This window comes from Cupriavidus sp. GW823-FHT06D04, assembly GCF_058795055.1.
Genome location: NZ_JBXAHL010000023.1, coordinates 51388 through 66458, shown reverse-complemented (window position 1 = coordinate 66458; position 15071 = coordinate 51388). Strand labels below are relative to the sequence as shown.

Annotated in this window: 10 protein-coding genes; 1 reads left to right on the top strand and 9 read right to left on the bottom strand. The window is 66.5% G+C overall.

What is annotated here, in order from left to right:
• Positions 1-2: 2 nt before the first annotated feature.
• The 9 genes from AC1Q7H_RS24895 to AC1Q7H_RS24855 form a co-directional block, all read right to left on the bottom strand.
• Complete coding sequence (locus AC1Q7H_RS24895) at positions 3-1814, bottom strand: IucA/IucC family protein (RefSeq protein WP_492381849.1); 1812 nt, start codon at positions 1812-1814, stop codon at positions 3-5.
• Between the two features lie 4 nt (positions 1815-1818).
• Positions 1819-3021, bottom strand: coding sequence for an MFS transporter (locus tag AC1Q7H_RS24890; protein ID WP_153953521.1), 1203 nt, complete (start codon positions 3019-3021; stop codon positions 1819-1821).
• Positions 3018-4502 carry an IucA/IucC family protein gene (locus AC1Q7H_RS24885; protein ID WP_492381864.1) on the bottom strand — a complete coding sequence of 495 codons (1485 nt, stop codon included), beginning with the start codon at positions 4500-4502 and terminating at the stop codon, positions 3018-3020. The genes AC1Q7H_RS24890 and AC1Q7H_RS24885 overlap by 4 nt, the downstream gene beginning before the upstream one ends.
• A gap of 296 nt (positions 4503-4798) precedes the next feature.
• Positions 4799-5827: a 2,3-diaminopropionate biosynthesis protein SbnB gene (gene sbnB, locus AC1Q7H_RS24880; protein WP_492381848.1), complete on the bottom strand. Its 1029-nt coding sequence runs from the start codon at positions 5825-5827 to the stop codon at positions 4799-4801.
• The gene (gene sbnA, locus AC1Q7H_RS24875) at positions 5824-6846 is read right to left on the bottom strand and encodes a 2,3-diaminopropionate biosynthesis protein SbnA (protein WP_153953524.1); all 1023 of its coding nucleotides are present in this window, start codon (positions 6844-6846) and stop codon (positions 5824-5826) included. The genes sbnB and sbnA overlap by 4 nt, the downstream gene beginning before the upstream one ends.
• A 142-nt stretch (positions 6847-6988) precedes the next feature.
• Positions 6989-9283: a TonB-dependent receptor gene (locus AC1Q7H_RS24870; protein WP_013953136.1), complete on the bottom strand. Its 2295-nt coding sequence runs from the start codon at positions 9281-9283 to the stop codon at positions 6989-6991.
• A 252-nt stretch (positions 9284-9535) separates the two neighbouring features.
• Positions 9536-10054: a thioredoxin family protein gene (locus AC1Q7H_RS24865; protein ID WP_153953525.1), complete on the bottom strand. Its 519-nt coding sequence runs from the start codon at positions 10052-10054 to the stop codon at positions 9536-9538.
• Between the two features lie 3 nt (positions 10055-10057).
• Positions 10058-10759 carry a cytochrome c biogenesis CcdA family protein gene (locus AC1Q7H_RS24860; protein WP_013953134.1) on the bottom strand — a complete coding sequence of 234 codons (702 nt, stop codon included), beginning with the start codon at positions 10757-10759 and terminating at the stop codon, positions 10058-10060.
• A 261-nt stretch (positions 10760-11020) separates the two neighbouring features.
• The gene (locus AC1Q7H_RS24855; protein ID WP_013953133.1) at positions 11021-12544 is read right to left on the bottom strand and encodes a Fic family protein; all 1524 of its coding nucleotides are present in this window, start codon (positions 12542-12544) and stop codon (positions 11021-11023) included.
• 1080 nt (positions 12545-13624) lie between these two features.
• Here AC1Q7H_RS24855 and oxlT point away from each other — a divergent pair.
• Entirely contained in the window at positions 13625-14944 is a 1320-nt protein-coding gene (oxlT, locus tag AC1Q7H_RS24850) for an oxalate/formate MFS antiporter (RefSeq protein ID WP_211981571.1), read from the top strand.
• The last annotated feature ends 127 nt before the right edge of the window (positions 14945-15071 follow it).

Here is a 15071-nt window from a genome sequence, read left to right as displayed (position 1 = left end):
GCTCAGGCTAGCGGTGCGGATACGAGGAAGTTCGGGACGCCTGCCCACGCAGGCGTTTCGCCGTGGCGGCCGAAGCAGCTCAGCATGTTGGCCTTGGCGGGAAGGGTGGGCAGGCCCTGCAGCGACGCCAGCAGCCGGCGCAGCGATGGGCCGCCTGCGTCGAGCGCGGCTGCGGTGTCCTGCCACAGCGTGGCTTCGTCGCAGCCGCCCGTGCGCGCGAGGCAGGCGATGAAGTGGCCGATATGGTTGACCAGCACGTAATAGGCAAAGCGATGCAGCGCGGCTTCCTCGGTGTACAGGGCGGGACTGTCGGCATCGAACTGCGCCGCCCAGGCAAAGCGGGCGCGGCTGATGCTGGCGCCTTCCATGTCGCGGACATAGCCGTGCACCGGCCAGCCGCCCGCGAACGCGACCATGCTGTTCTGCAGGTGTGCCTCCAGGCTGACGCCGTGCTCGGCGAACAGGCGCGCCAGCGGCAGCAGCGTGACATCGAGATAGCGCGCCCACCAGCGGCGGATATCCGCCGCGCCGGGTTGATGGCCCAGCGCTTCGCGCAGCAGGCCGTCCAGGATGCCGGCGCCATGCGCGGGCTCCTCCAGCACCGTGGCGAGCACTTGCGCGGCGTCGCCATGCGGGCCGCTCATGCCTTGCCGGAAGATCACCGCAGTGCTCGCGCGCAGCGCGTTGTCGGGCAGGGCCAGCACGGCGTAGCCGGTTTCGGCCAGCACCGTGAAGTGTGCGGACGAACGCGCCGCCTCGGGCAGCATGGCGATGGCGCGGCTGGCATCCAGCGCGCGCCGCACGTGCTCGGGCGGATTGTTGCGGACAAAGTTGGTGATGCGGATATCGAGCGCCAGCTTGAGGAAGCGTTGCTGCTGCGGCAGCCACACCGTGCGTACCGACGAGGTCGGCCAGGCCAGCTCTCCCAGCGGCCCGAGGGAAATCATCGCGCGGCTGGCCAGCAGTGGCTGGATCTCGCTGTGCGCGAGCAGCTGCGTGGCTTGCCAGGGATGGCAGGGCAGCAGGCGGTAGTCGCCCTCCTTGAGCAGGTCCGCGGCGGCCTCCATTGCCGCGGGGTCGATAGGCAGCGGCTGGCCGTCGATGGCGCTGCTCTCCAACTGGTCGCTGGCGACGGCGAAGTAGTGCAGCTGGAAGGCGGCGCCGAGCTCCGGCGCATAGCGTTGCAGCGCATCGTGGCTGAACCCTTCCGACGCCTTCGACGTGGCGTGGAATATGTGCCCGAAGCGCAGCCCCTGCTCGGCAGCGATAAAGCGCGAGGGCGCTTGCCGTGCGGGCGCTTCGCGGTGGTACAGGCGCACCTTCTGGACGCCGTTCTTCATCAGCGTGGCAAAGCGCTCCGGCCAGTCGGTGGCGGCGCTCTGTGGGTAGGCATGCGCGAGCGCCTGGGTGATGGCATCGGCCAGATTCTCGGCGCGGCGCAGCGGGGCGAAGGCGCTGCCGTCGGACAGCACCGCATCCGCGAGCCGGTGGTAGCCGATCGGGGATACGTAGGAGAGCGCAGCAGCCAGCCAGCGGTGGCGGCCGTCGCGATCCGCCAGTGCCAGCACCGCCGGTACCAGCCCCTCGGCACGCCAGCGCGCAAGGGTACTTCTCAGCGCAGCCGGCACCGGGGCCGGAAGGTGCGCGTCAAGGCGGGGATCGACGATGCCGGTCTCGCGGCAGTAGGTGTTGAAGAATTGCTCGATCAGGCGGCGCTCGACGGCGTCGGGCGCGGCGGCATCCCGGTCCGGGCGATGGGCGCGCAGGCGCCCTTGCGGCGCCACGGTGGTCGATGGCAGGAGAGTGGAAAGCATGCAGTTACCTCGCATCAGGGACGGTGGCAAACAACGATGAGCGATCAGGGACGACGAGTGCGGCGGCCAGCGCGAACATGGCGGCGATCAGCCATAACGTGCCCGCCGGGTCGGAGCGTGGCAGCCACGCCATCACCGCCAGCGGCCCGACCAGTTGCCCGGCGGTCATGGCGCTCTTGGCGATGCCGGTGGCGCTGCCGTGCAAACTCGCGGGCAGGCGGGCGCAGCAATAGGACAGCATGGATTGCGCGAGCGCGGCGAACAGCGCGCCCTGCACGACCCGGAGCGCGCCGATCTGCCAGAGCGCATCGGCAAGCGGCAGCAACGCGAGCGCGACGGCGCAGCCGCCGGCGGCCAACATGAATACGCGGACGGTCGTGCCGCGGTCGCTGAGCGCGCCCCACAGCGGGCTGGCGAGCATCGCGGCCAGCCAGCCCAGCGCGTGCAGGAAGCCGGTTTTGCTGCCGAGCAGGGCATCGTACGGGTAGCGCTGCTGCAGGTAGAGCGCGAACACGTTCACCAGCGCGAACGCGCCGGCCTGCGTCAGGCAGCCGGCCAGCAGCCAGCGGCGCAGCGACGCGTCCGCCAGCATGGCGGCGAATCCGCGCGACGAGCCGGCGCCTGGCAACGCCTGTGGCGCCGGCTCGCGCAGCCGCCATGCGAGCAGCAGCGTCAGCACGGCATTGGCCGCGGCCACTGCAAGCAGCATCGGCCGCACCGTCCACCAGTCCTGCAGCACGCCGCCGAGCACGGGGCCAAGCAACGCGCCGGTGGCCACGGCCGATTCCTGCATGCCGAAGGCACGGCCGCGCATGCCGGGCGTGCTGACGCGGCCGATGCAGATGGTCAGCAAGACGCCGACGGCGCTCGCGCCCTGCAACAGGCGGCCGGCCATGAAGCCGGCCACGTGCGTGGACAGCCCCATCAGCAGCAGGCTGGCGGTGAAGGCCGACAACGACAGCAGCAAGGGCCGGCGGTAGCCCCATCGTTCGCACCAGCTGCCGGCGAACGGCGCCAGCAGCAGCGCGCCGACGCCCGGCGCGGCCAGCGCCAGGCTGCTCCAGTGCGCGGCAGCGGGGCCGGCGAGGTCGCGCAGGTAGAGCGGCATGATCGGCACCAGCGTCATCAGGCCCGTCGTCACCACCGCCTGGCCGGCCAGCAGCAGGGCGATGTCGCGCGACGGGCCGGCTTGCGGCGCCGGCGTCATGACGGGACTCCGCTCTCGCGCAGCGGATTGCGCAGGCTGCCGAGCGCGCTGGGCATGCCGGTACTGGCGGTGTCGCGCGCCAGCAGCGGCGCAAGCAATTGCTTGAATGGCCATTCCGGCGCATCCAGCAGCGCGGTCCGCGCAATCTCTGCGGTCCGGTTGCCGGTACCGGCGGCCAGCAATCGGGCGATCTCCTCGCGCAGGATGCGCCAGCCCGTGCGCTCGTCGCTGTCGAAGGCCACGGCGATCGCGGCGGCGATGGCGTACAGGTTGACCTCGATCGCCAGCGTTTGGAAGTACGCGAGCAGTTGCGCCGGCGCATCGAGCATCAGCGTATTCGGCGTGGCGGTGTCCACGGCGTACGCGGGCACGTCCGCGCCGGCCTCTGCGAGCAGGGACGGGCAGATGCGCAGCGTGTCGTGATCGCGCAGCAGCAGCGCCCGCGGGCCTGGCTCGCCGACCACCAGCACGACGTTCTGCCCATGCAGCTCGGGCATGACGCCGTTGGCAAAGCAACGCAGGCCGGTTTCGAGCAGCAGGGCCGCGATGCACCGGAATGCCGCCCAGGCCTCGTCGGCATCGGTGCAGGACAGCCGGCGCAGCGCCGGCAGGTCGTTGCCGGCGGTCAGCGCCGCGCACGCCGCCATGGGCAACAGCCACGTGCCAGCCGCCAGGTCGCCGGGGTAGCGCCTGAGCACGCAGGCGAGCTCGCCCGGCTCAGCGATCAGCGAGTCGTGCTGGCGCAGTGCCCACCAGTCGCGCTCGTCGCAAAGCAGCAGGTGCTGGCCGAGCCAGGGATCGCGCGCCCGCAGCTGCGCCAGGCATTGTTGCGCGAGCGCACCGTTGTGCAGGTAGCGCGCGGGCAGGGTGCGCCTGGCTCCCAGTGCCTGCACGCCCAGCGACAGCTTGAGGTGGAGCTCGGGCCGGCCATGCATGACGAGCGAGCGCAGTGAGGCGGTCGGGTAGGCCGCACCGATGCCGCTACCGAGGTCGATGCATGGCGCTTGCCCGCTGGCGGCGGCGTGGGCCTGCTGCTGCCATTGCCACGGGTGCACCGGCATCCACAGGTAGCCGCGCTGCGCGCCGGCGGCTTCCGCGCGTGCCACCAGGCGGTCGAGTTCGTCGGGCGGCAGCAGCGAGCGGGCCAGCGGTTGCGCTGACGCTTCCATCGCCGAACCGGTCCGGAGCCGGTGTAACGGCACGGCAATCCAGTGCAGCCATACGGGCTGGCCGGATTCCGCGTCGAAGCCGGCGTGCGGCCCGGCCGCATCGCCCCAGGCCTTGGCGCGAGCGAGCGGATGGAAAGGGCGGTCGCGCAGGCAGCAAACCGCCTCCCACGACAGTAGCGAGCGCGGCGCCGCCGCAAGGCGATCCAGGATGGCCGGCTCGTGCGCAAGCGTGCGCGCGGCTTGCGCCTCGGCCAGCGCGAACAGCGTCTGCAGGCGCCCGCTGCGGCCGGGCCACCAGTCCGCCGACTGCAAGGCTTCCAACGCCGCGGCGGCGCCGAGCGGCATGGCGCTGCCGTCGCGTTGCAGGACGACGGGCGGCCTGTCATCGCCGGCGCCAAGCTGCAGCGGCCGGGGGCCGTCGAGGCGGCGGCCAAGCCAAAGCAGCGTGCCGGCCGTACCCAGGTCGACGGCGAGCGCGGCCAGCGGCGTGTCGTCAGCGGCTACCAGCCGGCAGTGCTCGCGCATGCCGTACAGGTTCTCCTGCCATAATGCGTCCAGCAGGTCCTGCGCCAGCATCCGCTCGCGTACGGGGTGGTGTGGCAGCACCGTCATAGCAGGGGCAGGCGCACGCCGACACCGCGCTGCAGCGCAAGCTGGTAGAAATGGCGCGCGCACACCATATCGTCCAGCGCCATGCCCATCGGGTTAAGCAGGATGATCTCGTCGTCGCGCTCGCGCCCCGGCTTCGCGCCGATCACGATCTCGCCCAGCTCGGCATGCAGCTGCTCGCGGCTGAAGCGGCCTTCCAGCACCAGTTGGTTGATGATCTTCTTCTCGCGGTTGGACTGGTCCCAGTCGTCCACCACCACCTTGTCGACCTTCTCATAGACGTCCTTGTGCACGTCCATGATCGAGACGTTGGCGACAAAGGCTCCGGGCTTGAGCCAGGCATGCTCCAGGTACGGCGCATCCGCAACCGTGCAGGTGACGGTCACGTCGGCGGCACGCACCGCCGCCTCGGCGCTGGCCGACAGCTCCCAGCCAACCGCCGGGAAGCGCGCGCCCAGCTGGCTGCGCGTCGCCTGCATTGCGTCGCGCGACAGATCGAACAGGTGGATGCAGCGGATGCCCGGGAACTGCTCCAGCAGCGTCTGCAGCTGCATGCGCGCGATCGGGCCGCAGCCGATACAGGCCACGTCGGTAAAGCTCGCGCGCGCCAGGTGGCGCGTCGCCACCGCGGTGATGGCCGCGGTGCGCATGCCGCTGATCAGGCCGCCTTCCATGATGGCGACCGGATAATTGGTCTGGGCGTCGTTGAGCACGATCACGGCGCTGGCGCGTTCCAGACCATGGCGCTGCGGGTTGTGCTGGCGGCTGCCGATCCACTTGATGCCGGCGACCGGGTTGTCGCCGCCGACGTAGCAGGGCATCGCAATGATACGGTCGGCGATATGGTCGGCGCCGGCCCAGCGCAGGTAAGGCTTGAGCGGCTGCACGCATTCGTCGCGCGCATGCAGCGCCAGGCCTTCGGCAATAGCCTGAACAAAGGCGTCGGAATGGTCGGCGCCAAGGGCGATCAGGTCGGCGCGGCTGAGGTAGTGCAGCTCGGCAGCGGGGGTCTGGATGGGGGCGTTCATGCGGTCACTCCGTGTGCAGGGATGGACGATTGCGCGGCAGCCGAAGCCGTGCGCGCGCGATGGATGGCGGCGACGCGTTCCAGCCATGCGTCGTCGTAGACGGTGTCGAGATAGCGTTCGCCGCGGTCAGGAAACAGGGTGAGGATGCGGGGCGGGCGTGCGCTGCGTGGCAGGTCCTGCAACAGGCGGCCGATCGCGGCGACCACCGCGCCGGACGACCCGCCGGCAAAGATGCCTTCCTGCGCCAGCAGGCGCCGGCAGCCGAGGGCCGCCGCGTGGTCGTCCACATGGATGACCTGGTCGATTTCTTCGCGGCACAGCAGCTCCGGCACGCGGCTCGCGCCGATGCCCGGCAGCTCGCGGCTGGCCGGCGGGTGGCCGAACAGCACCGAGCCGGCGGCGTCCACGCCCACCACCTTCAACGCGGGCCACGCCTCGCGCAGGCGGCGCGCGATGCCATGCACCGTGCCCGAGGTACTCACGCCGAGCACCAGCACGTCGACCGGCCGGTCGAGCTGGCGCAGGATTTCCTCGCCTTCGCCGTGGTAATGGCTTTCCCAGTTGCGCGGATTGCCGTACTGGTTGATCCAGACCGCATCCGGCAGGTCGCGCAGCATCTGCCGCACGCGCGCGATACGCGTTTCCAGGTAGCCGCCCTGGCTGTCCTTCTCGGTCACCAGCTCAATCCCGGCGCCATAACAGCGCAGGATCGTCAGGTTGGTCTGCGAGATCTTCGGGTCGACCACGGCGGTGAAGCGCAGTCCCTTCAGCCGGCATACCATGGCCAGCGCGATCGCCAGGTTGCCCGACGAGCTTTCGACGATGTGGGCGTTGGCGCCGATGGTGCCTTCGACGAGGCCCTTTTCGATGATGTAGCGGGCAGGGCGGTCCTTGACGCTGCCGGCGGGATTGAATAGCTCCAGCTTGGCAAAGACCTCGGCCCCGGTGTCCCCGAACAGGCGGCGCAGATGGACCACGGGTGTCCCGCCGATACTCTCGATGATGCTGTTGCAAACCATGGCTTACCCCTCATTCGATGTTGCCCGGCACCGTGCCTGGGCAATTTGTATCGCTTTGTAAATGATAATTATTTACATCTGAGCTTAAAAAAATGCCGGCCGAGGATGGTCCCGACAAGGCCATCGCCGTCCGGCGGCTGCTTTACCAGCGGTGCTGGTACATCGCGGTCAGCGTGATGCCCGCAGCCGGCAGGCGGCTGGTGTTGTTGCTGTTGCGCATCAGCTGGCTGTACAACGGGTAGTAGTAGCGGTTGAACAGGTTCTCAATCCCCACCGTGATCGTGTCCTTCTTGCTGACCTGGTAGCGGCTGATCAGGTCGACGGTGGTGTAGCTGCTGACCTCGCGCCGCCCGAAGCTGTTCTGGTCGTTGAGGCGGTAGTCGCGGCCGCCGTAGTAGGTCACCTGCAGGCGGTTGCTCCACGTGCTGATCGGCCGGTACTGGACGTAGGCGGTCAGCTTCAGCGGCGGTATGCGGTAGCCGGTCATGTTCTGGAAGCTGCTGCTGCCTTGCGGCTGCTCGCGGCCGTTGATCCAGGTAAACGTGCCGCCCGCGCCCCAGGTCTCGCTGTCGCTCAGGTAGTCGGCGGAAGCCTCCACGCCCGCGATGCGTTCCTTGGTGCGGGTCAGTATCAGGCCGTTGTTGAAGCTCTGCACGTCGCCCAGTTGCGAGGTGGTGTAGAACAGCGCCAGGCTCGCCATCGTATTGCCGAACGCGCCGCGCCAGCCGATTTCATAGTTGTTGGTCTTGACCGGCTCCAGGCTGGACGAATTGATATCGAAGCCCGGGCGCGCATTGCGGATCTGCAGGCCGATATCGGGCAACTGGAAGCCCTGGCCGAACGAGGCATAGAACTCCTGGTTCTTCACCGGCGCGTACGCACCGCCGATATTGAACAGCCACGCGCCATAGTTGACCGTGCCGCCCTTGACCGCGACCGGGTTGCTGACCTTCGATTGCGACAGCGGCACGAAGTCGTCGAAGCTGGCGTTGGCGCGCTCGTAGCGCACGCCGCCCTCCATCGACCATTGCTCGTTGAACTTGTGCTGCAGCTGCCCGAAGACGCCGCCGCTGCGGGTGGCCAGCGGCGGCATGTAGGTCAGCGAACCGGTCTTGTTGAAGACCAGGCCGCCGCTCTGGTCATAGGTGCGCGGATCGAACACATCGAGCGGCATGTCGCTGCGCTCCTGGTTGTAGTCCGCGCCCCACAGCAGCTTGGTCTTCTTGTCCGCGCCCAGCGGGGTGCTGATGGTCAGGCGCCCGCCAAATACATCGCTGTTCTGGCTGACCTGGTCCACGTTGCCGCCACGCGTGGCCACCGCGCGCGCATCGAACGGCGGGAAGCGGGTGAAGTAGTCGCGGTAGTAGATCTGGGTGGACACGGTGCTGCCGAGCAGGTCCAGGTTCTGGTAGCCCAGGTTGACGACGGTGTTGCGCAGCTCGTTCTGGTTTTCGAGCTGCAACCCCTTGATCGCGCGCGCGGCCGCGGTGCCAGGCGGCAGCTTGGCCACCGAGGGATCGGAGGCGTAGTTGGTGTTCTGCTTGGCCTGGTACTGGCTCACGCTCAGTTCGATGCGCTGCTGGCTGTCGATGCGCCAGCCCAGCTTGCCGCTCACGTTGTAAACGTTGGAATCGAACAGGTCACCCTGGCTCGGCTCCGGCGCGATGCGGTGTCCGTGGGCGTCATAGGGGCTGCCGATATGCTGCGCGCCCAGGTGGAACGCGTAGTCGATCGGCCCCTGGCTGCCGGAGAAGTGCTGCTGGACATTGGCGCTGAGCCCCTCCTTGCTCAGCCGCGTCAGCGGGGTGCCCAGCGTCACGGTGGTATCCGCGCTGGGCGGGCCACCCGCAGGCCGCGTGGTGATCGCGATGATGCCGCCGTTGGCGCCGGCGCCGTAGATTGCGCTGCTGCCACGCATGACCTCGATCTTCTCGATATTGCTGGGATCGATGGTGGCGAGGTTGCGCGCCGAATCCCGGTTGGTGTTGAGCGGAATGCCATCCACCAGGATCAGCGTGCCGCGGCCGCGCAGCGTCTGGCCGAAGTCTGTGACGGTGCGGCTGGAGTCCGCCATGCCCGGGATCAGCTTGCTCAGCATGGTCGCGAGATTGTTGGAACCCACCTTCAGTTCCTCGATTTCCTCGCGTTCCAGCACCGTTACCTGGCGCGTCGGGCTGACGAGGTCGCTCTTGATCCGGTCGACCCTGACCTCCACCGCATTCAGCTCGCCACCGTCGGCCTTGGCAGGTGGGCTGTCCTGCTTTGTGCTCGCACCGGATGTGCCGGTTTGCGCGACGGCGGACGCGGCGGCCATTGCCTGCGCCTCGGACAGCAGCGGAGTGCCCGCGCCGATGGCGGCCACAAGAAGAGCGAGCGGACGTACCCGGCAGCGGCCGGCCGGCCCCGCCAAGGTGACTGAGCGTGTTGCGGTTTGCATGGTGATGGTCAGGCCAACGTAGTGATGTGCGAAATGTGCTGTAATAGAACTCCGTGAATTGTAATAGTAATGATTCGCATTAACAATAAATTGTGGAGGAATCTGAATTTTCGTCTGGTGTGCCGGGAAACCGGCTCGGATGTGTCTTGGAACCCGAGACAGGTTCCAAGGGCCGGGCCGTGCCTGAGAGCACGGCCCGGGGCGCGGCAGGCTCGTTCGCCATCCGCGCTCGATGGCGGCGGTATGCCAGCCTTACTTGCGCCCGGCCAGCGCCTTCTGGATGGCCGCTTCGGTCTCGGCGTAATTCCCTTCGCCAAAGTGCTTGTAGACCACGGTGCCGTTGGCATCGACCAGGTAGAGCGCCGGCCAGTACTGGTTGCGCCAGGCGTTCCAGGTGGCATAGGCGTTGTCCTGCGCGACCGGGTAGCGGATATCAAAGCGCTTGAGCGCTGCCTGCACGTTGGCGGTGGACTTCTCGAAGGGGAACTCCGGGGTGTGGACGCCGACCACAACCAGGCCCTTGTCGCGGTATTTGTCGTACCACTGCCGCACATGGGGCAGCGTGTTGATGCAGTTGATGCAGCTGTAGGTCCAGAAATCGACCAGCACGACCTTGCCGCGCAGCCCGGCAACGGTCAGCGGTTCAGCGTTGAGCCACTTGTCGATGCCGGTGAATTCAGGCGCCTTGCCATAGTCGGCAGGGGCGGCGGCTGCATACTGGGCGGCAACGATGGCGGTAGTGGCCAGCAGGGTACGAAGGAAGCGGTGCATGGTTCAGGCTCCAGGTTGGGAGGCAGGGAAAAGGGAGGTCAGCCAGGCGACGGCAAGCGTGTCGTACTGGAAGTACATGGCGATGGCGGTCGCCACCACCAGCACACCGAAGGCTTGCTGCAGCCGGTGCGTGTGACGGGCCAGGCGGCGCACGTGAGTGGTGGCGAACTGGCCGCCATAGGCAATGCCCAGCATCGGGATGGCCGCGCCAGCCGCGAACAGCGCCAGCAGCCCGGCGGCGCGATGCAGGTCTTGCGCCTTGGCCACCAGCGCGAGGATCGACGCCAGCACCGGCCCGGCGCACGGGGTCCATACCGCGCCCAGCGTCATGCCCAGCACAAAGCCGCCGGCCACGCCGGTGCCGGTCCGGCCGCCGGCGCCCGCCAGGCGGTCGACCACGCCGGCGAACGGGGCCGCCAGGCGCTCGAAGCCCGCCGGCCAGAGCCGCGCCAGGCCGGCGCCCAGCAGGAACAGGATGGCCGCGTTGCGCACCACGCCCGGGGCTTCGCTGAAGGCGCTGGACAGCGCGCCGAAGACAATGCCCAGTGCGGAAAAGGCGCTGACGAAGCCAAGCGCGATCGCCAGCGGGCGCAGCCGGCCGGATTCGCCCACCGAGCCGGCGAGCAGCATGGGCAGCACCGGCAGCACACAGGGCGAGGCAATGGTCAGCACGCCTGCGGCAAAGGCAAGGAAGGCGTCGATCATGGGCGGCCCCCGTTGGCGTGCGCGGTGCCGTAGCAGGCACGATGGCAGGGGCGGGGCGGCGGATGGATGGACATGGCGGAGAACTCCCGGTGTTGGCGATAGACGCATTCCACCGTCCGCACGTATCCCGGCTGTTACCGCTTCCGGGCATCCGTGCAATCTTTCATGTCTGCAGCGGCCCGGGATACAGAGCGATACATAGTAGCGCCGCACCCGCCGCACGGTGACCGCACCGGGCAGTGCCAACGCGGTGCCGCCGCTTCAGCGGCTGCCGTGGAGCTCGAGGTATTCCGTGAATTCGTCGCGCACGACGGCTTCAATGCGGGCGAGCTCGTCGTCCGTGATGTCTTCGAACAGCTTGCGCTTGCGCCTGGACAGCTCGCCGTGGTTCTGGACGATCAGGTCGATCAGGTTCGACAGGCGTGACTGGCGCAGGTCGAGCCAGCTTTCCAGGCGTGTGACGCTGGCATCGTAAGCGCGCAGGTACTGGATCTCCTGCGCAAGGTCTTGCTCGACGCACTGCTCAATGCATTCGAAGACGAATTCGCACAGCGCTGTCGCATCAAAGGATGCGTAAAGCCAGCCGGGCTGTGGCGACTTGATCAGGATCGTGTCGCTGTCCGAATCCAGCGCGTAGTTGAGCAGGGCCGTCCGCGGGGCGGAATAGGACTTCAGCAGGGCGGCATAGGTATCGATCTGCTTGAGCATCCGCGCGGACACCGGCAGCACTACGCCATCGGGCGTGACACCGGCCTGGCGCAGCAAATGGTGGATGAGGAACCGATGGAGCCGGCCGTTGCCGTCGTAGAACGGGTGGGCGAAGACAAAGCCAAACGATACGCACGCCGCGGCCACGATCGGGTTTGCCGCCTGTGCAGCGACTAGGCCCGCCACCGCGGCAATCCCGTCCATCATCGCGCCAAGCTGCTCGGGCGGCGGGGGAATATAGTCCGCGATGTTGCGCATGCGCCCGCCGCGGGACAGCCAGTTCTGCTTGTCGCGGTAGGAGAATTCAGCGCGCAGCCCCGAGATGATTTCGTTCTGCCACTCGCACAGCTGCTCTTCGGTAAGCGGGGCGGGATTGCCGGCGTACTCCAGCAGTCGCCTGAACTTGGCGACCCGCTGGTTATCGGGGATCTCGTGCTCGATGGAGTAGGTCGATCGAGTTTCCGCGAGGTAGAGGTAGTCCACCGCGCGCGCCAGCAACTCTGGCTCGAGCCGCTTGATGGCCGCGGCCACGCGGCCGGGGAGGTCGGCGGCAATGTACTGCGCCAGCTTCTCGGTGCGGCGCACCAGGGGGCAAAACGCGGCCGGGCCAAGGTGGTTGTTCTGGATGCCGAACTGCAGGTCCGGCGTTGCCGGGCCGGTCAGGTAGTGGGTCTCGTCCAGCGCCAGTACCCTGGGCGCCCCGGCCGGCAGCTTGTAGTCGAATTGCGCCCCGGCCAGCCATTTGGCATAGAACGCGCTCAGCCTCGCATAACGGGAGGTCGGGGTGGCCGCCAGCCACTCGCGTACAGCCTGCACCGCTTGCGCATGCTCGAACAGCGCCGCCAGCACGGTCAGGTCCAGGTGCTCCTTCTTCAGCGCGAACGTCAGGTGGTCCACGGTCGTGTCGGCGCCGCGGTAGCGGTTCCTTGGGTACACGGTGCGCGTGGTGCCGTCCGGTCCGGTGTGCGTGCTGAGGACCCCGGTCTTGTCGGCGAGAGCGGACGTCGAGCGCAGCGGCGGGACGCGCAAGCCGAACTTGCGGATAAGCGCATCGTAGCCTAGTGGCGCATGAGACATATGAAGTCGCAATACTTGGGTGCGGGTTTGCCCGGAGCTTACCAGAGTTTCTACAGAATTTACCAAAACCTCTACTTGATGGCCAAATGCTTTCCATTCTATCTATAACGAAGGACGGGCAACCTGATCGCCGGGCTTCCCAGGAGTTCTACAGGACTTACCGTTTCGTCTACTCTCGGGGGTAGCCTGGATGATCTTGTCTACAGGGCTTGCCTTCCGACCCGGGTAGCGGTGCCTCTGGTCGCCTGCAAATCGAAACCCATCATGACAAAAATGCCATCTTCTGAATCGGCCAAAATGGCGTTCAGGGTGTTTCGGTAAATCCGTCAGGGTTTTCGAGGGTTTCTGGTCGCTGCCCGGCAATAGGCATTGTTATTTGTTTATCTGGCTCGAATAATCGCCTATAACTGCATCTACATGCTGCGGCTGATGTCACGCATCATGCCTACGCCCGCCAGACTTGCCTGCGGGCATTTTTTTTGGGGACGCGAGGATGCTGTTTGTACGGTATTAATCGATCGGATTTATTTCGCTCATCATTCGACGCAGTCAAAATCATGACATTTCTGTAATCATGACATTTTTGTAATCATGCTGACTGACCGGTGGGTGGACTTCCGGGCATTACAAATTCGTAATGATTAAATTTAAGTCCTTTTCCTCATTCATTCAAAACGAACGCTCATCTATCGGCGGCGATTCGCCTGGAAGCGGCTCCAGCAAAGGATTTCATGGGCATCGGGTGGCGCCTGGCGACGCCTTTCTCCGGGGGCGGAGATGCATATTCAGCGTGAATATCCGGTGCCGATCCTTCCCCGTCATAAATTCAGTGAAAACCCTGCCATCCCTTTCTCTTGACTTGCTTGATATATCACATACTGTGTATCCCATCGCCACTCCGAACTTGAAGAGGGGTGAGGGCGGAGACCTCAGGTCGGCGTCGGAATAAGAGGCAAATAAATGCCAATGACACAGGAGACATGAAATGCCAGCAGCCACCCTTATGCTGAGGCGAAGCGCGTCCGCATACCCGCCCGCACCCCCGCAATTGAATGGTCAAAAGATTCAAGGAGCGCGCAAATGAATAATCCATCGGCAGCGCTGGGCGCTAAGCGCCAGGTCCCGGAAGGCACACGCTGGCTGCAATTGATTGTCGGTGTGGTCTGCATGATCGCCACCGCCAATATCCAGTACGCCTGGACCTTGTTCGTCCCTGAGATCCAGGGCACCTACGGCTGGTCGCGCGCCAGCATCCAGATCGCCTTCACCGTTTTCGTCCTTGTGCAGACCTGGTTGGCGCCGATCGAAGGCTATTTCATCGACAAGTTCGGCCCGCGCATGATGGTTGCCTTCGGCGCGGTCTTCATCGGCGCGGCATGGTGCATCAATTCCCAGGCCACTACCCTGATGGGCTTCTACGTCGGCGCAGCCGTTGGCGGCCTTGGCGTGGGCTCGATCTACGCCACCTGCATCAACAACGCGCTCAAGTGGTTCCCTGACCGCCGTGGCCTTGCGGTGGGCCTGACCGCGGGCGGTTACGGCGCCGGCTCCGCGGCGACGATCCTGCCCATCGCGGCCATGATCGAGTCGCAGGGCTTCCAGCACACCTTCCTGTTCTTCGGCCTGCTGCAGGGCGGGCTCGCCTTTGTCGCGGCGTGGTTCCTGCGCGCACCAAAGGGTAGCGAGGTGAGGGCATCGCAGAAGCTGGTCCAGGCCACGCGCGACTACACGCTCAAGGAAGCGATGTCCACCAGGCTGTTCTGGCTGATGTTTGTGATGTTCATCCTGGTCGTCACCGGCGGCATGATGGCCGTGGCCCAGCTTGGCGTCATCGCCAAGGACCTGGGCGTGAAGGAGTTCAAGGTCGACCTGCACTTCTTCGTGATGGCCGCACTGCCGCTCGCGCTGATGCTCGACCGGATCATGAACGGCATCTCGCGTCCGCTGTTCGGCTGGATTTCGGACAACATCGGCCGTGAGAAGACCATGGTCATCGCCTTCACCCTGGAAGGCCTTGGCATCATCGCGCTCGGCTACTTCGGCAGCAACCCGTACGCTTTCCTGATCCTGTCGGGCGTGGTGTTCCTGGCCTGGGGCGAGGTCTACTCGCTGTTCTCGGCACTTGCCGGCGATGCCTTCGGCACCAAGCACATCGGCAAGATCTACGGCGTGCTCTATACGGCCAAGGGCATCGGCGCACTGTTCGTGCCGGTCGGCAACCTGATGATGGAGGCGAGCGGCACCTGGTCGACGGTGCTCTACACGGTTGCGGCCATGGACCTGACCGCGGCCTTCCTGGCGATCATGGTCTTGCGGCCGGTGCTGGCCAGCCATGTTGCCACCTCCAGGAGTCTTTTCTCGAAGGAGACGGCGGCGGCGGGGACGCAAGTGCCAGCCTGACGGACAGGTCCGCAGGCGTTTCGCGGCAAGACGGGCGGGCATCTTCGGAAGCCCGCCTTTTCGTTTACCAGGGACTCGGCAATCCCGGTGGCTTTGCCGGGCCGTATGCGATCGGATAACGCATGGC

Excerpts from the sequence above, each read along its gene's own strand:
- sbnB (WP_492381848.1), bottom strand. The coding sequence starts at position 5,827 with ATGAACGCCCCCATCCAGACCCCCGCTGCCGAGCTGCACTACCTCAGC.
- AC1Q7H_RS24895 (WP_492381849.1), bottom strand. The coding sequence starts at position 1,814 with ATGCTTTCCACTCTCCTGCCATCGACCACCGTGGCGCCGCAAGGGCGC.
- AC1Q7H_RS24870 (WP_013953136.1), bottom strand. The coding sequence starts at position 9,283 with ATGCAAACCGCAACACGCTCAGTCACCTTGGCGGGGCCGGCCGGCCGC.
- AC1Q7H_RS24860 (WP_013953134.1), bottom strand. The coding sequence starts at position 10,759 with ATGATCGACGCCTTCCTTGCCTTTGCCGCAGGCGTGCTGACCATTGCC.
- AC1Q7H_RS24855 (WP_013953133.1), bottom strand. The coding sequence starts at position 12,544 with ATGTCTCATGCGCCACTAGGCTACGATGCGCTTATCCGCAAGTTCGGC.
- oxlT (WP_211981571.1), top strand. The coding sequence starts at position 13,625 with ATGAATAATCCATCGGCAGCGCTGGGCGCTAAGCGCCAGGTCCCGGAA.
- AC1Q7H_RS24865 (WP_153953525.1), bottom strand. The coding sequence starts at position 10,054 with ATGCACCGCTTCCTTCGTACCCTGCTGGCCACTACCGCCATCGTTGCC.
- AC1Q7H_RS24890 (WP_153953521.1), bottom strand. The coding sequence starts at position 3,021 with ATGACGCCGGCGCCGCAAGCCGGCCCGTCGCGCGACATCGCCCTGCTG.
- sbnA (WP_153953524.1), bottom strand. The coding sequence starts at position 6,846 with ATGGTTTGCAACAGCATCATCGAGAGTATCGGCGGGACACCCGTGGTC.